The 22,493-nt window shown below is 65.4% G+C and carries 18 protein-coding genes and 1 pseudogene; 14 read left to right on the top strand and 5 right to left on the bottom strand.

The features are described 5' to 3' along the window. The first annotated feature begins 10 nt into the window (after window positions 1-10). The 13 genes and pseudogenes from CBY09_RS09415 to CBY09_RS09355 form a co-directional block, all read left to right on the top strand. Window positions 11-868 (top strand): acyl-CoA thioesterase, encoded by an 858-nt coding sequence (locus tag CBY09_RS09415; protein ID WP_094288833.1) that lies wholly within the window; start codon window positions 11-13, stop codon window positions 866-868. A 75-nt stretch (window positions 869-943) separates the two neighbouring features. Continuing rightward, window positions 944-1,720: an enoyl-CoA hydratase gene (locus CBY09_RS09410; protein WP_094288831.1), complete on the top strand. Its 777-nt coding sequence runs from the start codon at window positions 944-946 to the stop codon at window positions 1,718-1,720. Window positions 1,721-2,718: 998 nt separating this feature from the next. Further along, window positions 2,719-3,468: a TetR/AcrR family transcriptional regulator gene (locus CBY09_RS09405; protein ID WP_094288829.1), complete on the top strand. Its 750-nt coding sequence runs from the start codon at window positions 2,719-2,721 to the stop codon at window positions 3,466-3,468. Between the two features lie 28 nt (window positions 3,469-3,496). Next, window positions 3,497-4,426: an SDR family oxidoreductase gene (locus CBY09_RS09400; RefSeq protein ID WP_094288827.1), complete on the top strand. Its 930-nt coding sequence runs from the start codon at window positions 3,497-3,499 to the stop codon at window positions 4,424-4,426. Beyond that, window positions 4,423-6,036 (top strand): acyl-CoA carboxylase subunit beta, encoded by a 1,614-nt coding sequence (locus CBY09_RS09395; protein WP_094288825.1) that lies wholly within the window; start codon window positions 4,423-4,425, stop codon window positions 6,034-6,036. The genes CBY09_RS09400 and CBY09_RS09395 overlap by 4 nt, the downstream gene beginning before the upstream one ends. 23 nt (window positions 6,037-6,059) lie before the next feature. Continuing rightward, window positions 6,060-7,190 (top strand): DNA alkylation repair protein, encoded by a 1,131-nt coding sequence (locus tag CBY09_RS09390; protein ID WP_094288823.1) that lies wholly within the window; start codon window positions 6,060-6,062, stop codon window positions 7,188-7,190. 53 nt (window positions 7,191-7,243) lie between these two features. Then, window positions 7,244-8,413 carry an acyl-CoA dehydrogenase family protein gene (locus CBY09_RS09385; protein WP_094288821.1) on the top strand — a complete coding sequence of 390 codons (1,170 nt, stop codon included), beginning with the start codon at window positions 7,244-7,246 and terminating at the stop codon, window positions 8,411-8,413. A gap of 171 nt (window positions 8,414-8,584) precedes the next feature. Next, the gene (locus tag CBY09_RS09380) at window positions 8,585-9,388 is read left to right on the top strand and encodes an enoyl-CoA hydratase/isomerase family protein (RefSeq protein WP_094288819.1); all 804 of its coding nucleotides are present in this window, start codon (window positions 8,585-8,587) and stop codon (window positions 9,386-9,388) included. Window positions 9,389-9,497: 109 nt separating this feature from the next. Then, a complete protein-coding gene (locus CBY09_RS09375) occupies window positions 9,498-11,432 on the top strand; it encodes an ATP-binding protein (protein ID WP_094288817.1) in 1,935 nt (644 codons plus the stop codon). After that, on the top strand, window positions 11,429-12,601 hold the full coding sequence (locus tag CBY09_RS09370) for an acyl-CoA dehydrogenase family protein (RefSeq protein WP_094288815.1): 1,173 nt from the start codon (window positions 11,429-11,431) through the stop codon (window positions 12,599-12,601). The genes CBY09_RS09375 and CBY09_RS09370 overlap by 4 nt, the downstream gene beginning before the upstream one ends. 14 nt (window positions 12,602-12,615) lie before the next feature. Beyond that, window positions 12,616-13,503, top strand: a complete 888-nt coding sequence (locus tag CBY09_RS09365; protein WP_094288813.1) for a beta-keto acid cleavage family enzyme — start codon at window positions 12,616-12,618, stop codon at window positions 13,501-13,503. A gap of 184 nt (window positions 13,504-13,687) precedes the next feature. After that, window positions 13,688-14,809: a Fic family protein gene (locus CBY09_RS09360; protein WP_094288811.1), complete on the top strand. Its 1,122-nt coding sequence runs from the start codon at window positions 13,688-13,690 to the stop codon at window positions 14,807-14,809. A 26-nt stretch (window positions 14,810-14,835) separates the two neighbouring features. Beyond that, window positions 14,836-15,174 (top strand): annotated as a pseudogene (locus CBY09_RS09355) (3-keto-5-aminohexanoate cleavage protein); the annotation flags it as partial. A 92-nt stretch (window positions 15,175-15,266) separates the two neighbouring features. On the opposite strand, the gene CBY09_RS09350 reads toward CBY09_RS09355, so the two are convergent. Next, window positions 15,267-15,524 (bottom strand): hypothetical protein, encoded by a 258-nt coding sequence (locus tag CBY09_RS09350; protein WP_133066267.1) that lies wholly within the window; start codon window positions 15,522-15,524, stop codon window positions 15,267-15,269. 204 nt (window positions 15,525-15,728) lie between these two features. Between CBY09_RS09350 and CBY09_RS09345 the strand changes: the two genes are divergently transcribed. Next, window positions 15,729-16,304 (top strand): hypothetical protein, encoded by a 576-nt coding sequence (locus CBY09_RS09345; protein ID WP_133066266.1) that lies wholly within the window; start codon window positions 15,729-15,731, stop codon window positions 16,302-16,304. Window positions 16,305-16,319: 15 nt separating this feature from the next. On the opposite strand, the gene CBY09_RS09340 is transcribed toward CBY09_RS09345, so the two are convergent. From CBY09_RS09340 to CBY09_RS09320, 4 genes are all read right to left on the bottom strand, one after another. After that, window positions 16,320-18,491: a 3-hydroxyacyl-CoA dehydrogenase NAD-binding domain-containing protein gene (locus CBY09_RS09340; RefSeq protein WP_094288805.1), complete on the bottom strand. Its 2,172-nt coding sequence runs from the start codon at window positions 18,489-18,491 to the stop codon at window positions 16,320-16,322. Between the two features lie 22 nt (window positions 18,492-18,513). Then, window positions 18,514-19,719 (bottom strand): acetyl-CoA C-acetyltransferase, encoded by a 1,206-nt coding sequence (locus tag CBY09_RS09335; protein WP_094288803.1) that lies wholly within the window; start codon window positions 19,717-19,719, stop codon window positions 18,514-18,516. A 214-nt stretch (window positions 19,720-19,933) separates the two neighbouring features. Continuing rightward, window positions 19,934-21,094, bottom strand: coding sequence for an acyl-CoA dehydrogenase family protein (locus CBY09_RS09325; RefSeq protein WP_094288799.1), 1,161 nt, complete (start codon window positions 21,092-21,094; stop codon window positions 19,934-19,936). A gap of 131 nt (window positions 21,095-21,225) precedes the next feature. Further along, window positions 21,226-22,392: an ABC transporter substrate-binding protein gene (locus CBY09_RS09320; RefSeq protein WP_094288797.1), complete on the bottom strand. Its 1,167-nt coding sequence runs from the start codon at window positions 22,390-22,392 to the stop codon at window positions 21,226-21,228. Window positions 22,393-22,493: the final 101 nt, after the last annotated feature.

Raw genomic sequence — 22,493 nt, 5'->3', positions numbered from 1 at the left:
CACTCGCAGCATGACCTCCTCTGCTTCCACTTCTTCGTCTTCATCCATCCACCCGCTGGACGAAGCGCTGCAACTGACGGCCTCGTCCGCCGCGACGGGTCAGTACGAAGGGCAGACCCACCCCGGTTACTGGAACATGGTGGGCCCGTTCGGTGGCATCACCGCCGCCACGCTGCTGCAGGCCATCCTGCAGCACCCCGACCGGCTGGGCGATCCGCTGTCGCTCACCGTCAACTACGCGGGCGCGCTGACCTCGGGCGCATTCACCGTGCAGGCGACGCCCGTGCGTACCAACCGGTCCACCCAGCACTGGACGCTGTCGATCCTGCAGGCCGGTGCCGACGGCGCACAGGTGGTCACCACCACGGCCACGGCCGTCACGGCGGTGCGCCGTGAGACCTGGAGCGTGGGCGATGTGCCCATGCCCGAAGTCCCTGCGCCCTCAGCGCAGCCTGCCATTCCCCCGGGTTTTGGCGTGGAGTGGCTCAACCGCTACGAGATGCGCCCCATCACCGGCGCCATTCCGCGCCAGTGGGATGGCAGCGGCGATCACAGCCTCACACAGCTGTGGATGCGCGACACACCAGCCCGGCCGCTCGACTTTGTTGCACTGACCGCACTGGCCGATGTGTTCTTCCCCCGCGTGTGGCTGCGCCGCGCGCGCCAGGTGCCAGCGGGCACGGTGTCCATCACCGTGTACTTCCATGCCACGGCAGAGCAGCTGCAGGCCACGGGCACTGGCTTCCTGCTCGGCCAGGCGCGCGGGCAGGAGTTCCGCAACGGTTTCTTCGACCAGACTGTGCAGCTCTGGAACGAAGCGGGCACCATGCTGGCCACCAGCCACCAGATCGTTTACTACAAGGAATAGGACGTAGGCCTGTTGCTCAGCGCCGTACCGCATTCCTCTTGTCCCAATCCATCAGACCCCGGAGCCTTCACCACCATGACCGAAGCCACCCAAGACATTCTTGCCCACACCGAAGCGGGCGTGACCACCATCACCTTCAACCGTGTGGACAAGAAGAACTCCATCACGCGCGACATGTACGCCGCCATGGCCGATGCGCTCGATGCCGCCAAGGCCGATGCCAGCGTGCGCGTGGTGGTGTTCCAGGGCGACGTGGCGATCTTCAGCGCAGGCAACGACATCGGTGACTTTCTGCAGCAGCCGCCCGCCACGCAGGACTCGCCCGTGTTCCGTTTTCTGCGCGGCATCGCCACCTTCCCCAAGCCCGTGATCGCAGCGGTCTGCGGCCCGGCCGTGGGCATTGGCACGACCATGCTGTTCCATTGCGACCTGGTCTATGCGGGCGACAACGCGGCGTTCTCCATGCCGTTCGTCAACCTGGGCCTGTGCCCCGAGGCCGCATCCAGCCTGTTGGTGCCGCAGATGCTGGGGTACCACCGCGCTGCGGAAGCCTTGCTGTTGGGCGAGCCGTTCATGGCCGAAGCCGCGTTGGAAGTGGGGCTGGTGAACCGCGTGGTGCCGCCCACCGAGTGCAATGGGGTGGCACAGGCGCAGGCGAAGAAGCTGGCAGCCAAGCCGTTGTCGTCGCTCATCGAAACCAAGCGGTTGATGAAGGGCGGGCAGCAGGCGAAGGTGCTGGAGGTGATGGCGGAAGAGGGCGAGAGCTTTGGGCGCATGCTGCGCGAGCCTGCGGCGCGGGAGGCGTTTTCGGCTTTTATGGAGAAGCGCCGTCCCGACTTCAGCGCGGTTTGAGTCGTTGGTTCTGAGGGGTTTTTGGCTGCTTGCGCTTCTACACAAAGCGCTGGCAGCTATTGTTTTTATAGTTCGTTCTCGCCCCGTCCGTTTGGGTTGAGCCTGTCGAAGCTTTTGTGCGGTGGCTACTGCATGCCCGTGTTGAGTGCGGGAGCCGGGAGTCGCCCGGCATGCGAGTAACTTTCTTTTGCTTCGCCAAAAGAAAGTCACCAAAGAAAAGGCGACCCCCAGTCTGCGACCCCTTCGCTGTGCGAAGGGGCAAACCTGCGGCGGGGCGCTTGCGGGGTGCGCCGTGGAACTCGCTTTGCTGCTACGCAGCGCCGCTCGGACAACCACGGCGAGTCAGTTCACGAGGCATGGGCGCTTCGACGCCCATGCTCACCCCACAACCGCCCCGCCGCAGGCGCAGCCAGCAGGGGTGAGGAGCCGAACATCTAACAGCCGAACAGCCACACGGGCCATCGCTGCGCTCGGCCCAGCTTTCGCAGCGTGTGGCGCTTGCGCCCGCGTGAGGGGGCCGAGCGCAGCGTAGCGAAGCAATGGCCCGAGTGGATGTCCCTCGGGTTCCCTTCTGCGCGTGCCGAGAAGCGCAGGGCAGGGGGTGCGTGCGTGTGCCGAAGGACACACGCACTTCGTGCTCTGACTTGCCGCAGTTGTTTGAGCGGAGCGCGTAGCGCGCAGTGAGTTCTGCGGCGCACCCCCTGTGCGAGCATCGCAGGTTGCCCGTAGCGCAGCGAAGGGACGCGCGCAGTAGAGTCGCCCTTTCTTTGGTGACTTTCTTTCGGCGACGCGAAAGAAAGTTACTCGCATGCCGGGCGACTCCCGGCCTCCGCTCTTCGCATGGGCATGTCATCCGCTTCCAAATGGATAGCAAACCCGGCAATAGATACAAGCGCTTCACCTCGAATAGCACTCCATAGCAATCATGATGGGACAAGCCAGCCATTTTTACAAAGCACTTGCTTGCTAAAAATAAACAGTTTTGCTATCGTGCCCGCATGGATTCACCCGTGCCGCGCACCAGCGCTATCGCCCCCGCTCCCAAGAAACCCCCGGCCCGCCCCCGCAGCAAGGCCGCAGCCTCCTCCAGCGCCAATTCCGCACCCAAAGCAACCCTTTCCTCCGAAGATCCCACCCGCCGCCCGCGCGGCCGCCCCCGCAAGACCGCCGAAGAACTCGACGACGGCAACCGCCGTCGCAAACTCATGGACGGCGCTGCCAAACTCTTCCGCACCCAGGGCTTTGCCGCCACCAGCACGCGCGACATTGCGGCGGCGGCGGGCATGCACAGCGGCTCGCCCTTCTACCACTTCGAAAGCAAAAGCGCGCTGCTCTATGCCGTGATGAGCGAGGGCATGACCATGGCTGCGCAAAGCCAGCAGCAGGCACTCGATGCACTGCCCGCCAAGGCCACACCACGCGAACAGCTGCACACACTCATTCGCCACCATTTCGAGATCCTGCTCGGCCCGCGCAGCAGCTTCATCCCGGTGATGCTGTACGAGTGGCGTTCGCTCACGCCCGCGCAGCGCAAGGGCATTGCCCGCATCAAGGACAGCTACGAGGCCACCTGGATGCCCGTGCTGGAAGCGCTGGCACAGCAGGGCGCACTGCAGGCCGAGCCCGGTGTGGCGCGGTTGTTCATCTTTGGGGCGCTCAACTGGGCGGTGCAATGGTTCTCGCCCAAGAAGGGCAAGTCGCTCGACGCGCTCACCGACGAGGCACTCGCCTTGTTTATCCGTTCATAACAAACAACCCCATCAAGGCAGAGTCACCATGGTCCCCACAGCGCGCAACGCCTACCAGTCTGTGTTTGCTCCGGGCCTGTTCCTGGGCCAGGTGGTGGTGGTCACCGGCGGCGGCTCCGGCATTGGCCGGTGCACGGCACACGAACTGGCTCACCTGGGCGCGCATGTGGTGCTGGTGGGGCGCAAGCCTGAAAAGCTGCTGGCCGTGGCTGAAGAGATCACTGCCGATGGCGGCCTTGTGTCCTGTGAGGTGTGCGACATCCGCTCTCAAGAAGGCGTGGTGGCGCTGGTGCAGCAGATCGTTGCTGCGCAGGGGCGCATCGATGCGCTGGTCAACAACGCGGGCGGGCAGTTCATGTCGCCGCTTGAATCCATCAGCGCCAAGGGCTGGGAGGCGGTGCTGCACACCAACCTCACGGGTGGCTTCTTGATGGCGCGCGAGTGCTACCGGCAGTGGATGGCGCAGCACGGGGGCTCCATCGTCAACATCGTGGCCGACATGTGGGGCTCCATGCCGGGCATGGGGCACAGCGGGGCTGCGCGCGCTGGCATGGTCAGCTTCACCGAAACCGCTGCGCTGGAATGGGCGCACAGCGGCGTGCGCGTGAACGCCGTGGCGCCGGGTTACATCGCCTCCAGCGGCATGGACAACTACCCGCCCGAGGCGGGCGACATGCTGCGTGCCATGCCGCGCACGGTGCCGCTTGGCCGCTTTGGCAACGAGGCCGAGGTGTCGGCGGCCATCACCTTCTTGCTCAGCCCGGCAGCCAGCTTCATCAGCGGAACCACGCTGCGGGTGGACGGCGCACGGCCCCAGGTGCGCATGGGCTGGCCGCAGCGCCCGCCTGGTGCCACCGCCGCAGCACACCCGGCCGTGCGGCCGTTTGACGGCTTTCACCGCGCGCAGGTGCCGCAGGTGTTTGCACCTTCCCATACCCCCAAGCCCGAGGCCGCATGACCGCCGTCTTCACTTCCCGATTCAACCCAGGCAGCGCCGAGGCCACGCAGCGCCGCGCAGCGCTGCAGGCCCGGCTGGACGCCCTGCGCGCGTTGGAAGAGCGCGCCGCCGCCGCCTCGGCCCGGTCGCTGCCCCAGTTTGAAAAGCGCGGTCAGCTACTGCCGCGCCAGCGTGTGGCGCTGCTGCTGGATACCGGTGCGCCCTGGCTGCCGCTGTGCACGCTGGCGGGCTACCTGCAGGACGTGAAAGACCCCGGGAAGTCCGTGCCCGGCGGCGGCATGGTCGCGGGCATTGGCTTTGTGAGCGGCGTGCGCTGCATGGTGGTGGCCAGCGACTCGGGCATTGAGGCCGGCGCCATCCAGCCCATGGGCCTGGAAAAGATCCTGCGCGTGCAGGAGATCGCGCTGCAAAACCGCTTGCCGTTCATCCACCTGGTGGAGAGCGCAGGTGCCAACCTCATGCGCTACCGGGTGGAGGGCTTCGTGCACGGCGGCACACTGTTCCGCAACCTCGCGCTGCTGTCGGCGGCGGGCATTCCGGTGATCACCGTGCAGCACGGCTCGGGCACGGCGGGCGGGGCCTACATGCCCGGCTTGTCGGACGTGGTGATCATGGTGCAGGGCCGCTCACGCGCCTTTCTGGCCGGGCCGCCGCTGCTCAAGGCCGCGACCGGCGAGATAGCGACGGAGGAAGAGCTGGGCGGGGCCGAGATGCACACCGCCGTCTCGGGCCTGGGCGAATACCTAGCGCAGGACGACCGTGAGGCGATTGGCCTGGCACGCGATGTGGTCGCGCAGCTGGGGTGGAACATGCCCCGGCGACCCAGCGCACCTGGGCCCACCTTGCCCGCAGACGATCTGCTCTCCCTGATGTCTTCCGACCTGCGCCAGCCCGTGGACATGCGCGAGGTGATGGCGCGGCTGGTGGACGGCTCGGAACTGCTCGAATTCAAGGCCCGCTACGGCATGGCCACCGTCTGCGCACAGGGCCACATCCAGGGCCATGCGGTGGGCTTCATCAGCAATAACGGCCCCATCGACGTGGCGGGCGCGAACAAGGCCACCCACTTCATCCAGTGGATGTGCCAGCTGGGCCACCCCATCATCTACCTGCAGAACACCACGGGCTACATGGTGGGCAAGGACAGCGAGCAGGGCGGCATGATCAAGCACGGCAGCAAGATGATCCAGGCCGTGACCAACGCCACCGTGCCGCAGATCACTATCCAGTGCGGCGCCAGCTTTGGCGCGGGCAACTACGGCATGTGCGGGCGGGGCTATGCGCCGCGCTTCCTGTTCAGCTGGCCGGGCGCCAAGACGGCGGTGATGGGCGGCGAGCAAGCCGCGCGCACCATGCAGATCGTGACCGAAGCGGCGCTGGCGCGCAAAGGCATCACGCCCGACCCGGCCGAATCGCAGGCCCAGTTCGGCAAGATCGTCGCCATGTTCGAGGCCCAGGCCGATGCGTTCTACACCAGCGGTCTGCTGCTGGACGACGGCGTGATCGACCCGCGCGACACGCGCGCCGTGCTGGCGTTTTGCCTGGACACCTGCGCTGAAGCACAGGCCCGCACGCTGCGGCCCCTGAGCTTTGGCGTGGCGCGGATGTAAGCGCTTCGCACGCAATCCCTACGATGGCCGAGCCTCTCAAATACCTGCTGAACGACACCGTGCCCCCGCGCATCGCGGCCATGGTGCGGCGCGCGTGGCGCAAATTCGATACCACCGCGTTTCTGCAGCAGGTACAGCCCGGCTACGAATCGCTGGAGCTGATGGCGCGCGGCCAGCGCATTGCGCAGGCCCTGCAGACCCACCTGCCGCAAGACGTGCCGCGCGCGCTGGGTGTGCTGGTCGAATCGATGGACCCACCCATGGGCCTCGATGCGGTGGGCGAGCCCGACGCGGGTGACCGCCCCTACAGCGCCTTCCTGTACCTGCCGCACAGCATCTACATCGGCACACACGGCCTGCCGCATTTCGAGGCGGCCATGGCCGCGCAGCACGCGCTCACCCAGCGCTTTACCGCCGAGTTCTGCATACGCCCCTACCTGTTGCACCACCAGGGCGCCACACTCGCGCGGCTGCGCGACTGGGCGCAGGATGGCAACGCCCATGTGCGCCGTCTGGTGAGCGAAGGCACGCGGCCGCGCCTGCCCTGGGCGCCGCGTTTGCCTGCCTTCCAGGCGAACCCGCAACTGGCCCTGCCGTTGCTCGATGCGCTCAAGGACGACCCATCGTCTTACGTGCGTCGCTCCGTGGCCAACCACCTGGGCGACATCGCCAAGGACCACCCCGATCTCGCCGTGGGCACCGCGCGCGCCTGGCTGCAGAGCGCACCTGCGCCGCGCGAAGCACTGGTGCGCCACGGCCTGCGTTTTCTTATCAAACGCGGTGACGCTGGCGCGCTCGATGCCCTGGGCGTGGGCCATGCCGTGGCGCTGGATGTGCGGGCCGCGCGCGTGCTGCCCGCCCGCGCACGCATTGGCGACAAGGTGCGCATCGAGGCCGAACTGCACAACCCCACACCCCAGCCCCAGCGCGTGCTGGCCGACCTCAAGGTGCACTACGTCAAGGCCCACGGCGGCGCGGCGCCCAAGGTGTTCAAGCTGCAGACGCTGGACATACCGCCCGGCGCCACCGTAGCGGTGGGCAAGACGCTGTCGCTGCAGCAGATGACCACACGCACCCACTACCCCGGCGCGCACCAGGTGGAGCTGGTGCTCAACGGGCGGCCACAGCCGCTGGGGCAGTTTCAGCTTTCGTGATCGAGGTTTGCAGGCACACGAACACACAAACGCAACAGCAGGAGACAAGCACCATGCAGTTCACGCACGAGCACCGCGAGATCCAGAAGACCCTCAAGCGTTTCATCGATGAAGAGATCAACCCCCATGTGGACGAGTGGGAGGCGGCCGAGATCTTCCCCGCGCACGAGGTTTTCAAGAAGATGGGCAACCTGGGCCTGCTGGGCCTGTGCAAGCCCGAGGAATACGGCGGGCAGGGGCTGGACTACTCGTACAGCCTGGCTATGGCCGAGGCGCTGGGCCACATCCACTGCGGCGGCGTGCCCATGGCCATCGGCGTGCAGACCGACATGTGCACCCCGGCGCTGGCGCGCTACGGCAGCGAAGAACTCAAGCGCCAGTTTCTGGCCCCCGCCATCGCGGGCGACATGGTGGGCTGCATCGGCGTGAGCGAGCCGGCGGCGGGCAGCGACGTGTCAGGCATCAAAAGCGTGGCGCGCAAGGACGGCGACGACTACGTGATCACCGGCCAGAAAATGTGGATCACCAACAGCCTGCAGGCCGACTGGATGTGCATGCTGGTCAACACGGGCGAAGGCCCCGTGCACAAGAACAAGAGCCTGGTGATGGTGCCCATGCGGGATGGCCCGGGCGGCAAGCTCACCAAGGGCATCGAGGTGGCGCAGAAGATCCGCAAGATCGGCATGCACAGCAGCGACACGGGGCTGATCTACTTCGACGAGGTGCGCGTGCCGCAACGCTACCGCATCGGTGCCGAAGGGCAGGGCTTCATCTACCAGATGCAGCAGTTCCAGGAAGAGCGCCTGTGGTGCGCCGCCAGCACGCTCGAATCGCTGAACCACTGCATCCAGTGGACCATCGACTACGCGCAGGAGCGCAAGTTGTTTGGCAGCACGCTGGCCGACCAGCAGTGGGTGCAGTTCAAGCTGGCCGAACTCAAGACCGAGGTGGAAGCGCTGCGCGCGCTCACCTACCGCGCCTGCGACCTGTACGTGAACGGGCAGGACGTGCTGGAGCTGGCCAGCATGGCCAAGCTCAAGGCCGGCCGCCTGAACCGCGAGGTGCCCGACACCTGCCTGCAGTTCTGGGGCGGCATGGGCTTTACGCTGGAGAACAAGGTCTCGCGCATGTACCGCGACGGGCGGCTGGCGTCCATCGGCGGCGGGGCCGACGAAGTGATGCTGGGCATCCTGTCCAAGCTCATGGGCGTCGCCAAGAGATGAGCAACACCCCCCTGAGCGACTTCGTCGCTACCCCCCGCTCTCGCATTGCTGCGCAATGCGGGCAGGGGGACGCAGCCCTCGCTGCGGGGCGGCCCTTGCTCGGCTGCCCTGGCACTGGGCCGCGCCAGTTTCGTATGTCGTGCGTAGCGCGCAGCACGGTGGAGACCTGACATGCCTTTACAGATAACCCGCGCGCCGCTGGCTAGCGGCTGTGTGGAAACCTGGACGCTCAATGACCCGGCCAGCCGCAATGCGCTGTCCGAGGCGATGGTGGACTCCCTGCTGGCCGCGTGCGAGCGGGCTGCAGCCGATGCCGACCTGCGAGGCGTGGTGCTGCGTGGTGCCGGTGGCCACTTTTGCGCGGGGGGCAGCCTGGGTGGCTTTGCCAAGACCATTGGACAGCCCCTGGCCGCCGGCGAGGCTGACCCGCTGGTACCGCTGAACCGCCGATTCGGCACTCTGCTGCAGGCCCTGTGCGCGCTGCCGCAGTGGCTCGTGGTGGCGGTGGAGGGCGCGGCCATGGGCGGCGGCTTTGGCCTGGTGTGCTGCGCCGACCAGGTGCTGGCCCATACCAGCGCGCAGTTCGCCACGCCCGAGGTCACGCTGGGCATCGTGCCTGCGCAGATCGCGCCCTTTGTGGTGCGGCGCCTTGGCCCGTCTGCTGCGCGGCGGTGTTTGCTGACAGGCGAGCGCTGGGATGCCGCTGCCGCCCAGCGCTTGGGCCTGGTCGATGACGTGGTGGAGGGCGACATGGATGCTGCTGTACGGGCTGCCATCGCACGCCACGCCGCCGCCGCACCCCACGCTGTAGCCGCCACCAAACGTTTGTTGCTGGCCCAGCCCGAAACGCCGTTGCCCGCGCTGCTGGACGAAGCGGCAATTGCTTTTTCGCAAGCGCTGCGTGGCCCCGAGGCGCCGCAAGGGCTGGCGGCGTTCGCTGCGCGCAAGGCGCCGCCGTGGAGTGCGAACTCATGAAGAAAATCCTCATTGCCAATCGGGCTGTTCATGCCGCAGGCATGGCGAAGCAGATTGCCCGTGCACGCGCAGCGTGCTGGCGGGCGATGGAGCCGCGAGGGCACAGCCTATGAAAAAGATACTGATCGCCAATCGCGGCGAGATCACTCGCCGGGTGATTCACACCGCCCACCGCATGGGCATCGAAACCGTCGCGGTCTATTCCGATCCCGATGCCAATGCCCTGCATGTGCGCGAAGCCACCCAGGCCCTGGCGCTGAGTGGCGCGGCCAGCGCCGACACCTACTTGCGCATCGATAAGCTGCTGGCCGCCGCCCGTGCCAGCGGCGCAGATGCCGTGCACCCCGGCTATGGCTTCCTCAGCGAGAACGCTGACTTCGCCCGGGCCGTTATCGATGCGGGCCTGACCTGGATCGGTCCGCCGCCCGACGCCATCCGCGCGCTGGGCAGCAAGGCTGGTGCGAAGGCGTTGGCGGTCGCACACGGCGTGCCCTGCTTGCCCGGCTATGCGGGGGAGGATCAGAGCGACGAGCGTTTTGCAGCCGAGGCTGCGCGCATCGGCACGCCCCTCATGGTCAAGGCCGTCGCGGGCGGGGGAGGGCGCGGCATGCGCCTGGTCACCGACCTGGCGCAGTTGCCCGCCGCACTGGCCAGCGCACGGTCGGAGGCGCTGGCGGGTTTTGGTTGTGGCGACCTGCTCATCGAACGCGCACTGTTGCAGCCGCGCCATGTGGAGGTGCAGATCTTTGCCGACGCTCACGGCGGATGCATCCACCTGGGCGAGCGCGATTGCTCGGTACAGCGCCGCCACCAGAAGATCATCGAGGAGTCCCCCAGCCCCGCCGTGGACGCCGCGCTGCGCGAGCGCATGGGCGCCTGCGCCGTGGCGCTGGCTCAGGCTGCTGGCTATGTGGGCGCGGGCACGGTGGAGTTCTTGCTCGACGGCAAAGACTTCTACCTGATGGAGATGAACACCCGCCTGCAGGTGGAGCACCCGGTGACCGAAGCGCTCACGGGGCTGGACCTGGTTGAATGGCAGATCCGCGTGGCGCGGGGTGAGCCGCTGCCGCTCACGCAAGACCAGGTGCATCTGCAAGGCCACGCCATCGAAGTGCGCCTGTGTGCCGAAGACGCGCACTTCCGCCCCCACACCGGCCGCGTGCTGCGGTTCAGCGCGCCGCCCGCCACCGCGTTTGAACGAGCTGCGCCGGGCGCGCTGCGCTTTGACCATGCGCTGGAGGAGGGGGCAGAGGTCACGCCTCACTACGACGCCATGCTGGGCAAGCTCATCGTGCACGCGCCTACGCGGGCCGAGGCCGTCGCCGCGCTGGTGCGTGCGTTGCACAACACCCGCGTGCTGGGCCTGCCCACCAACCGCGCGTTTCTGGCGGCCTGCCTGCAGCACCCCGTGTTTGCCAGCGGCCAAGCGCTGGTGCCGTTCCTGGCGGAGTACGCTGCTGGCCTGCAGGAGTTGCTATTAAATGAAGAGCTATCAGCGCTTGTTCCTCCTGCGCTATCGGCCATTTTTGCTTCAAATCCGACGTCGGACCTGCCTTGTGCCATGGCCCGGCCCCTGCGGCTGCGCCACCAGGGCGAGGTGCACTCCATTGCCGTGCGCGAGCTGGGCGGTGGAAGGCTGCAGGTGGAGCAGGCCGGTGCAGAGCCTGTGACTTTGCAACTGCCCCAGCGCGGTGTGCACTGCGTGGCGGTGGGCCCCCGGCGCTGGCACTGGCAAACCGGCGGCGTGGACGGCTGGGTGGAAGACGCATCGTGGGAACCCGCCGTGCGCGCGGGTGTGGCGGGCGGTGCGACGGAGTTGCGCGCCCCCTTCAACGGCAAGGTGGTCGCGCTGCCCGTGGCTGCAGGCCAGGCGCTGGCGGCGGGCGACACCGTGGTGGTCATCGAATCCATGAAGCTCGAACACAGCCTGGCCAGCCCCGCAGCCGCCACCGTGGCCGAGCTGCTGGTGGCCCCCGGCCAGCAGGTGTCGCCCGGTCAGGTGCTGGCCCGCTTTGCACCCGCCACGCAAGGAGCGCCCGCATGACCGTCACGTCCGACGCAATCACGGCGAGCGAAGAAGACCGCACCGCCCTCGCCGACACCGTCACCCGCTTTGCCCGCACCGAGATCGCGCCGCATGTGGACGCGTGGGACGCTGCGGGTGAATTCCCCCGCAGCCTGTACCGCCGCGCGGCCGACCTGGGCCTGCTGGGCCTGGGCTACCCCGAGCAATACGGCGGCACGCCCGCCAGCTACCAGCTGCGCCTGCCACTGTGGCGCGCGCTCAGCCGCCACGGCGCCAGCGGCGGTGTGCTGGCCAGCCTGCTGTCGCACAACATCGGCCTGCCGCCCGTGCTGGCGCATGGCAGCGATGCCGTGCGTTCCGAGGTCATCCCGCCCGTGCTGGCAGGCGAGCAGATAGCCGCGCTGGCCATTTCAGAGCCCGGGGGCGGGTCCGACGTAGCCCAACTCAAGACCACTGCGCGGCGCGAGGGCGATGAGTACATCGTCAACGGCGAAAAGGTGTTCATCACGTCCGGCATGCGCGCGGACTGGATCACGGTGGCTGTGCGCATTGGCGACGCTGGCAGCAAGGGCAGTGGCGGCATCTCCATGCTGCTCATCCCCGGCCACAGCGCAGGCCTGTCGCGCAGCAAGCTCGACAAGATGGGCTGGCTCTGCTCCGACACCGCCCACCTGCGCTTTGACAACGTGCGCGTGCCCGCCCGCTACCTGCTGGGCGAAGAGGGCGCGGGCTTTCGCATCATCATGGCCAACTTCAATGGCGAGCGCTTTGGCCTCGCCGCATCGGCCCTGGGCTTTGCCGAGGCCTGCTACGACGAAGCCCTGGCCTGGGCCCGCCAGCGCAAGACCTTTGGCGCCGCGCTGGTGGAGCACCAGGTCATCCGCCACAAGCTGGTGGACATGCAAATGCGCATCCAGTCCACCGCCGCATGGTGCGAGTCCGTGGCCGCGCAGGCCGACGCGGGCCGCACCGGCCCCGAGTGGGTCGCGCAGGTGTGTCTGCTCAAGAACCACGCCACCCAAACCATGCAGTTCTGCGCCGACCAGGCCGTGCAGATCCTGGGCGGCATGGGCTTCATGCGCGGCACCGTCAGCGAGCGCATCTACCGCGAGGTCAAGGTCATGATGATCGGCGGCGGTGCAGAAGAAATCATGAAAGACCTGGCTGCACGCCAGCTAGGCATTTGAAGGAGACAGGCACCATGCACAGCACCGACCACGGCAACAAAGCCATCATCACCTGCGCCATCACCGGCGTGCTGACCGACCCCGGCCAGCATCACGTGCCCGTCACGCCCGAGCAACTAGCGAAAGAAGCCCGTCGCGCCTACGACGCGGGCGCCGCCGTGGTCCATGTGCACTTTCGCAACCAGGAGCCCGGCAAAGGCCACCTGCCCAGTTGGGACCCGCAGGTGGCGCGCGACTGCGTGCAGGCCATGCGCGAGGCCTGCCCGGGTTTGATCATCAACCAGACCACCGGCGTGGTCGGCCCCAACTACCAGGGCCCGCTGGATTGCCTGCGCGCCACCCGCCCCGAGATGGCGGCGTGCAACGCCGGCTCTCTCAACTACCTGAAGGTGCGCAGCAACGGCACCTGGGCCTGGCCGCCCATGCTGTTCGACAACCAGCCCGCCAAGGTCAAGGACTTCATCGACGTGATGCTGGAGACCTGTACGTTGCCCGAGTTTGAGTGCTTTGACGTGGGCATCGTGCGCTGCGTGGAGATGTATGTGCAGACCGGCATGTACACCGAACGCCTGCCCGAATACAACTTTGTGATGGGCGTCGAATCCGGCATGCCTGCGGACCCCGACCTGCTGCCCATCCTGCTCAAGCTCAAGATTAAGGAGGCCCCCTGGCAAGCCACCGTCATCGGCCGCAGCGAGATCTGGCCCGTGCACCAGCGCGTGGCCGAACTGGGCGGGCACCTGCGCACGGGGCTGGAAGACACGTTCTATCTGCCGGATGGGGCGAAGGCGGAGTCGAACGGGCCGCTGATTGAGAAGCTGGCGGAGTACGCGCGCAACGCGGGGCGGGAGGTGGCGTCGCCGCAGGAGGCGCGGGGGATGTTGGGGTTACAGGTGCTCTAGCTTGCGGCTGGTGGGCAATTGCTCACTTCGGTCGTTCATCTCTTGGAAGGATCAACACCGCGCATGGGCACGTCATTTATTTAACATGACGGCCCAGTCATGTTAGAAAAGTCGTGTTTTTTTAACGCATCATGGTGCTCATGTGCGTTTTTTGCGTGAATCCAGACACGAGCGGAATGACTCCATGACGTTGCAACCCAGCTACTCCATCCCCAAACTTCCGCCGCTGGGTGTCGATTTTCAGACGCCAGAACTGCTCAGGGCATTGGTCGCGGCCCATCGCCATCTGGCAGAACTCAAAGGCTGCGCCGCCAGCATTCCCAACCAGGCCATTCTGATCAACACCTTGGCATTACAGGAGGCCAAGGCGAGTTCGGAAGTGGAAAGCTATGTCACCACGCAGGACGAGTTGTTTCAGGCGGATTTGCACATCGCCGAATGGGTGTCGCCCGCCGCCAAGGAGGTGTCGCGCTACCGAGAGGCGCTGAGGCACGGATTCGACCGCATGCGAGAGCAACAAGGCATCCTGGGCAATGGCACGCTGATTGCGCTGTTCCAGTTGCTGAAGAACAGCAGCGAGACGTTTCGCACCGGTGGCGGCACGGTGCTCAAGAATGAGAAAACCGGCGCAACCGTCTTCGTGCCACCGCAAGACAGCTCGCAGGTGCAAGCCCACATGCAGGCGCTGGAACAATTCGTCAACGATGACTCGGCCAGCGACCTGGACCCGATCATCAAGATGGCGCTGATTCACCACCAGTTCGAAAGCATCCACCCTTTCAGTGATGGCAATGGCCGCATCGGGCGGATTCTGTGTGTGCTGTATTTGGTGCGCACCGGCTTGCTGGACACGCCCGTGCTCTACCTCTCACGCTACATCAATCAGTACAAGGGTGACTACTACCGTTTGCTGCAGGAGGTGCGCGATGCGGAAGGCGACCCGGCAGCCATTGCCGCTAGCTGGCAGGCGTGGGTGGTCTTCATGCTCAATGCCGTGGCGCAGACGGCGCGCCAAGCCGTCCAACTGGTGGGGGGCATGCGCGACCTGATGGTAGAAACCAAGCGCCGCATGCGGACCGACACCCCCAAGCTGTACTCGCAGGACCTGCTCAACAACCTGTTTCGCCACCCCTACACGCGTATCGAATTCGTGCAGAACGACCTGGGCATCACGCGACAAACGGCAGCGCGTTACTTGCGACAACTGGCCCAAGCGGGGCTGGTGCAGGAGCACAGCCAAGGCAAGCACTTGTATTTCATCAATGCGCCGTTGGTGGAGTTGTTGGTGCGTGGGGAGCGTGGATAAAAGGCCTCGGATGGGGGCGTGTACGCCGCGAATGCAACTTTGTGATGGGCGTCGAATCTGGCATGCCTGCGGACCCGGACCTACTGCCCATTTTGCTCAAGCTAAAGATCAAAGACGCCCCCTGGCAAGCCACCGTCATCGGTCGCAGCGAGATCTGGCCCGTGCACCAGCGCGTGGCCGAGCTGGGCGGACACCTGCGCACGGGGCTGGAGGATACGTTCTATCTGCCGGATGGGACCAAGGCGGATTCGAACGGGCCGTTGATTGAGAAACTGGCGGAGTACGCGCGCAATGCGGGGCGGGAGGTGGCTTCGCCGCAGGAGGCGCGGGGGATGTTGGGGTTGAAGGTCGCGGGCATTCCGTGAGCGTGAATAGCGCCCAGCGCCGCAGCTTGGGTTAGCTGGTAGCGCCAGTTGGCACTTTACCCAGCGTTGGAGTGGCCTCGGGTAGCGCTGCGTTAACTCTGCGAAGGGTTTGGACATACCCGCCGCGCGAGAAACCAGGCGACTACAAGGCTCAAAGCTGCCGATAGCGAGAATCCGTAAATCACCACCATCCGAGAAAAGCGATGCCTTCCCCAATGGGCGTCTTCGTTGGTTTGGATGGCGCGTTTGTATTCGTTCAACTCACTGATCTGCGCAGGAGTCAGCTGGTCGCGGTGCACATAATTTCTGTCGATGTTTTCGACCGCCCCAATGGTGTCCGTCTTGATCATGGGAGAGTGAAACACCATGAACACGCCCGCTACACAGAAAGAGAGAACTGCTTGGCCAATGAGTACCCAAACGAGCTTCTTTACTATTTGTGGTGTCATCTCTACTGAGCATTTAAGGTGACTGAGTACGCAGGACCGTAACGAGTCCGTTCGAACTGGACAAATCACATGAACGTCTTCTACAGCTGGTGAAGGGGAAAGTCCGTGACGCAGTCCTCCTCGGCCCTCAAGGGATTTGCCGCGCTGTCGTATCGTGACCCCGCAGTGGTTCTGCGTGAACTCCGCCAGATCGAGTCTCAAATGGTAGGCGCAAACTTGTCCCCACAAGTCCGCAATCTACGAACCAACGGCTTGAAGCCCATACGCGAGTTTCGCCATGCTGCGCTTTTTTGCCATGGAATGTCCCTGCGTCTGGGGCACCAGGTTCTGTTTTCTCCTGTGGAATCAAGTGACTATGACTTCGTTGCTACATGGCTGATTGCTGATGTTCAGCACTTTGCGCGGGTGCAACTCAAGGAGTTGGTGCCAGCGCATTTGAACGAAGGTGCAACTGTCCAGGCATTGGTCGATGGTTTGAGCAAATATTCCGGCGATGACTTGATAGTTGCTATCTTTCTCAACAGAGAGGGCCGTTTCTCTCTGGAAGAGGTTGTGTTTCCCACCCTGCACATTGCAGAGTTGTGGTTCGTGTTCGCGACAACTCCAGACCTACATATGTGGCAGTTGGTCGGGGATGCATTGCGGGAGCCCGAAGTGAGCTCCTTCAGGTATCCGACTTGAAGGGCCCAGGTTCAGTCAATAGCGTGGCTGAAATTCGCGGATGGCATCTCGGACTTTTGTTTCTAACGTGAACCCCGAGCCGTATTTCGCCGCCAGCTCATCCGCGCGTGTTAGGAACGTCTCAACATCCGTTCCATAAATGAACTGCATCGCCCCCCCCGTCCACGCCGGAAACCCGATCCCAAAAATCGACCCAATGTTCGCGTCATGCACGCTGGTCAGCACGCCCTCGGCCAGACAGCGCGCGGTTTCGACGGCTTGACGGTAGAGCAGGCGGTCCTGGATCTCCTGCACGCTCCATTCCACGCCGGGCTTTTCGAACAGAGGTTTCAGCTCCGGCCACAGGTGCTTCTTGGCGCCTGGGGGGTAGTCGTAAAAGCCGCCGCCACCCGCACGGCCAGGGCGCTTCAGCTCCTTGACCATGCGCTCCACCAGCAGCTCGCCGGGCGTTGCGGTGTAGGTCTTGCCTTCGGCCGCGTAGTCGGCGCGGGTCTGGTCGAGCACATGCACGCTCAGGGTCAGCGCGGTTTCGTCCAGCACGGCGAGGGGGCCTACAGGCAGGCCTGCTTGCATGGCGGCGTTTTCAATCGCGGCGGCGGGGATGCCTTCGCCCAGCATGGCGGCGCCTTCCATCACAAAGGTGCCAAAGGTGCGGCTGGTGTAGAAGCCGCGTGAGTCGTTGACCACGATGGGCACCTTGCCCAGGGCCTGCACGTAGTCGAAGGCGCGGGCCACGGTTTCGTCGTCCGTCTGTTGGCCGCGGATGATTTCCACCAGCTTCATCTTGTCCACGGGGCTGAAGAAGTGGATGCCGACAAACTTCTCGGGCCGGCTGCTGGCCCTGGCCAGGCCGCTGATGGGCAGGGTGGAGGTGTTGCTGGCGAAGAAGCCGCCGGGTGCCAGTTGCGGCTCGGCCTCTTGTGTGACCTTGGCCTTGAGGTCGCGGCTTTCGAACACGGCTTCGATGATGAGGTCGCAGCCCGCCAGGTCGGTTGCGCTGGCGGTGGGGGTGATGCGCGACAGCAGCGCCTGCTGCGCCTCGGCGGTCATGCGGCCCTTGTCCACGCGGGCCTGGGTGAGGCGGGCGCTGTAGGCCTTGCCGGCCTCGGCCTTCTCCGCGCTCACGTCCTTGAGCACGGTGGCGATGCCCCGGCTGGCCTGGGCCCAGGCGATGCCTGCGCCCATCATGCCGGCGCCGAGGATGCCAACCTTTTGTGGCTTGTAGCGTGGGGCTGAGCCTGGGCGCGACTTGCCGCTCTTGATCGCGTTCATGTCAAAGAAGAACGTGTTGATCATGTTGCGCGCCACGGGGCCGGTCATCAGGCGGGCGAGGTAGCGGCTTTCGATGCGCAGGGCGGTGTCGTAGTCCACCATGGCGCCTTCGACCATGGCGGCCAGCGCCGCCTCGGGCGCGGGGTAGCGGCCGCGCGTGGTCTTCTTGAGCATGGCGGGCGCGACGGTGAGGGCGCCTGCAATCTTGGGGTTGGCGGGCGTGCCGCCGGGCATCTTGTAGTTCTTGTCGTCCCACGGCTGCACCGCGTGCGGGTGGGTGGCGATGTGGGCCAGCGCGGCGGGCAGCAGCTGATCGCGCGTGGCCACCAGCTCGTGCACCAGTTGCAGCTCCAGCGCCTCGGCGGGGTTGAAGAGCTTGCCTTCCAGGACGTAGGGCTGCGCGCCCATCAGGCCCAGCAGGCGCGTCATCTTGGTCACGCCGGTGGCGCCAGGCATCAGGCCCAGCGTCACCTCGGGCAGGCCGAACTGGATCTTGGGGTCGGCCACGGCGATGCGGTAGTGGGCGACCAGGGCCACTTCCCAGCCGCCACCCAGTGCCGCGCCATTCAGGCAGGCCACCACAGGGATGCCCAGCGTTTCGAGCGTGCGAAAGTGCTTCTTCATGCGCTCGATTTCGCCAAACGCGTTGGGTGCATCGGCGGGCGTGAGGCGCATGGTGGCCTTGAGGTCGGCGCCCGCAAAGAAGCTGGTCTTGGCCGACGCGAGCACGATGCCCTTGAGCGCGGCGCCCAGGCGTTCGCGGTCGGCTGCTACCCACGCCGTGACCTCGCCCAGCTCTTGCTGCCACTGGCGGCACATGGTGTTGACGGGGGAGTTGGTTTCGTCAAACGTGATGACGGCAACTTCGCCGTTGGTGCCCTGGGCGGGGATGAGTTCGTAGCGGATGGTTTGCATGATGTTCTTGTCTCCTGCCCGTTCAGATACGTTCAACGATGGTGGCAATGCCCATGCCGCCGCCCACGCACAGCGTGGCCAGGCCATAGCGCTGGCCCCGGCGGTGCAGTTCGTCAATCAGGGTGCCGAGGATCATGGCGCCCGTGGCGCCCAGCGGGTGGCCCATGGCGATGGCGCCGCCGTTCACGTTGACCTTGTCGTGCGGTACGCCCAGCTCGCGCATGAAGCGCATGGGCACGGCGGCGAAGGCCTCGTTCACTTCAAACAGATCGATCTGGTCAATGGTCATGCCCGCGCGGGCCAGCGCCTTCTTGGCAGCGGGCACGGGGCCGGTGAGCATGATGGTGGGGTCGGCGCCGCTGAGCGCAGTGGCCACGATGCGTGCGCGCGGTGTGAGGCCATGTGCCTTGGCGGCGGCCTCGTTGCCGATGAGCACGGCGGCAGCACCGTCCACGATGCCCGACGAGTTGCCCGCGTGGTGCACGTGGTGGATGCGTTCCACCTGCGGGTAGCGTTGCAGCGCCACGGCGTCAAAGCCCATGCCGCCCAGTTGCTCGAACGAGGGCTTGAGGGCACCCAGGCCCTCCAGCGTGGTCTTGGGTTTGATGAATTCGTCTTCCGCCAGGATGGTCTGGCCGATGAAGTCGCGCACGGGTACGACCGAATTCTTGAAGTAGCCCGCTGCGCGCGCAGCGGTGGCGCGGCGTTGGGATTCGAGCGCGAAGGCGTCCACGTCGGCGCGGGTGTATCCGTCCAGCGTGGCGATCAGGTCGGCGCCGATGCCCTGGGGCACGAACAGCGTGGCGGAGTTGGTCTCCGGGTCTTGCGCCCAGGCGCCGCCGTCGGAGCCAATGGGCACGCGGCTCATGCTCTCCACGCCGCCCGCCACCACCAGGTCTTCCCAGCCGCTGCGCACCTTCTGCGCGGCCAGGTTCACGGCTTCGAGGCCCGAGGCGCAGAAGCGGTTGACCTGCACGCCCGCACAGCGAAAGTCCCACCCGGCCTTGAGCGCGGCCACCTTCGGCAGCACCGAGCCCTGTTCGCCCACGGGCGAGACGATGCCCATGACCACGTCGTCCACCGCCGCCGTATCAAAGCGGTGGCGCGCTTGCAGCTCCGTCAGCAGGCCCACCAGCAGGTCGATGGGCTTGACTTCGTGCAGGGTGCCGTCCTTCTTGCCCTTGCCGCGCGGGGTGCGCAGCGCGTCGAAAACATAGGCTTCGGTCATGGTGTGGTCTCCAGATTTGAATGAAATTGGCCGTTTGCGCGCGTCCATCGAGCGCTGATAGCTATGAATACAGTAGCGGTGGGTGGTTTCTCCACTGGCCCAGGCGCGGGCAGCCAAGCAAGGGCCGCCCCGCAGTGAGGGCTGCGTCCCCCTGCCCGCATTGCGCAGCAATGCGAGAGCGGGGGGAAGGCGCGCAGCGCCACAGGGGGGTGTCTCATTTCAAGCCCATGCCGCGTGAGATGACTTCTTTCATGATCTCGTTGGTGCCGCCGTAGATGCGCTGCACGCGCGCGTCGGCGTAGGCGCGGGTGATGGGGTATTCCCACATGTAGCCGTAGCCGCCGAATAGCTGCACACATTCGTCCATCACCTTGCACTGCAGGTCGGTCGTCCAGTACTTGGCCATGCTGGCGGTCTGGGTGTCGAGTTGGTCTTTCACGATCAGCTCGCAGCACTTGTCCACAAACACGCGGGCCACCTGCACCTCGGTTTGCAGTTCGGCCAGGGTGTAGCGGGTGTTCTGGAACGATGCGACGGGCTGGCCGAAGACCTTGCGCTCTTTGACGTAGTCCAGCGTCCAGTCAATCGCGGCCTGGGCCGCAGCCACGGCGGTGATGGCGATCTGCAGGCGCTCCCACGGCAGCTGCTCCATCAGGCAGATAAAGCCGCGCCCTTCCATGGCGGGCCCGCCCAGCAGATTCTCGGCAGGCACCTTCACGTCGTTGAAGAACAGTTCGGAGGTGTCTTGTGCCTTCATGCCCAGCTTCTTGAGGCGCTGGCCCTTTTCAAAGCCGGGCATGCCGCGTTCGACCAACAACAGGCTGGTGCCCTTGGCGCCTGCGGCCGGGTCGGTCTTGGCGACCACGATCACCAGGTCGGCATGCCAGCCGTTGGTGATGAAGGTCTTGCTGCCGTTGAGCACGTAGTGCGATCCATCTGCACTTTTGATGGCCGTGGTCTTGATGCCCTGCAGGTCGCTGCCCGCAGCAGGCTCGCTCATGGCGATGGCGCCCACCACGGCGCCGCTGGCCATCTGCGGCAGGTACTTGCGCTTTTGTGCCTCGGTGCCGTAGTGCAGGATGTACGGCGCCACGATCTCGCTGTGCAGACCAAAGCCGATACCGGTGGTGCCTGCACGCGCCAGCTCTTCCATCTGCGCCACCGAATACAGTTTGTCGGCCCCGGCGCCGCCGTATTCCTCGGGCAGGCTCATGCACAGAAAGCCGTTGGCGCCCGCCTGGCTCCACACCTCGCGCGCCACATAGCCCTGGTCTTCCCAGTCGGCGTGGTGGGGCGTCACCTCTTTCTCGATAAAGCGGCGGAAGCTGTCGGCAAAGGCCTGGTGGTCGGGCTGGAAGAGGGTGCGTTCGATCATGGTGCTGGTCGATCCTATTTATGCAAAGTTACTGCTTGGTTAAAATCATTTTGCCATCGACGCCGCCGGAACGCACCCCCTGAAATGCAAAAAGCCGCCCGAAGGCGGCTGGGGTGAGGGCGCTCAGGTCCTCATGGCTTGACGTAGTCCGACACCACCTTCCACTTGCTGTCGGTGATCTGTGACAGGCGCGAGAGGTCGCTGCCCAGGCGCTTTTGCGGGCCAAAGGTGGCTTCGGCGCTGCCGAACATGTCGGGCGGAATCACCATCGTGTCCATGGCCTTGATGAAGCTGTCGGTGCTCAGGTTGGGGCCCGCCTTCTGTGCCGCCTTGATGAAGGCATCGACCGCGTTGTAGCCATAGACCGAGAAGACGGTGGGGTCTTCGTTGAACTTGGTCTTGTACTTGTTGGCCCAGAAGCGGATGGGCTGGCTGGCCTCGTCCAGGTAGGGGTGCTGCACCGTCATGGTGGCGTACAGGCCGTCCATGGGCTTGCCGCCCAGCTTGTGGATGAGGTCGGTGTAGGCAGCGCTGGAGCCCAGGAAGGTGGGGTTGAAGCCCGTCTTGCGCGCCTCGCCAATCGTGCCGATGGTCTCGCGAATGATGGTGCCCAGGATCACGAAGTCGCATTCCGAAGACTTCATCTTGGCGACCTGCGACGAAAAATCGGTAGCGCCGCGCTTGTACGAGGTCTTCTCGGTGAACTCCATGCCGATGGACTTGAGCGCAGCTTCGCCGCCGCGCATCACTTCCAGGCCGAACTCATCGTCCTGGTAGATGGTGCAGATCTTCTTGGCGCCTTTTTCCTTGATGAGCTTGGGTGCGGCCAGGCGGATCTGGTCGTAGTAGGTGGCGGCAAACGAATACTTGAGCTTGTGGAAGGGCTCGTACATTTCCCGCGCGGCGGTGATGGGGAAGAAGTTGATCACGTTCTTGCTGAACTGCACGGGCATGGCCGCCAGGTTCTGGGCCGTGCCGATGTGGCCCACCATGATGAAAATCTTGTCCTGGTTGACCAGCTTCTGTGCGGCCAGCACGGCTTTCTTGGGGTCGTAGCCCGAGTCTTCCACCTTCAGGTCGAGCTTGCGGCCATTGATGCCGCCCTGCTCGTTGGCTTCGTCCACGCGCAGCATCATGCCCAGCCGCACCTGCTTGCCAAACCCTGCCAGCGGGCCGGAAAGATCCTGGATGGAGCCCAGCGTGATGGTGTCCTTGCTCACGCCCTGGCTGGGCTGGGCTTGGGCGGAGGCACCGGCCATGGCCACGAGGGCCAGCGCGGCGATGTGATGAAACTTCATGGCACGTCTCCTTCGGTTGGATCGAAACAAAAACGATCGCTCGTTATAGAACGATGCCCGGGGTGGGGCACCAGCACTTTCCCTATCCTGACGGGGTTGGT

It is taken from the genome of Acidovorax kalamii (genome assembly GCF_002245625.1).
Classification (GTDB): domain Bacteria; phylum Pseudomonadota; class Gammaproteobacteria; order Burkholderiales; family Burkholderiaceae_C; genus Acidovorax; species Acidovorax kalamii.
Note: the sequence above shows the minus strand (reverse complement) of the source record. Positions and strands in the feature narration are given on the sequence as shown.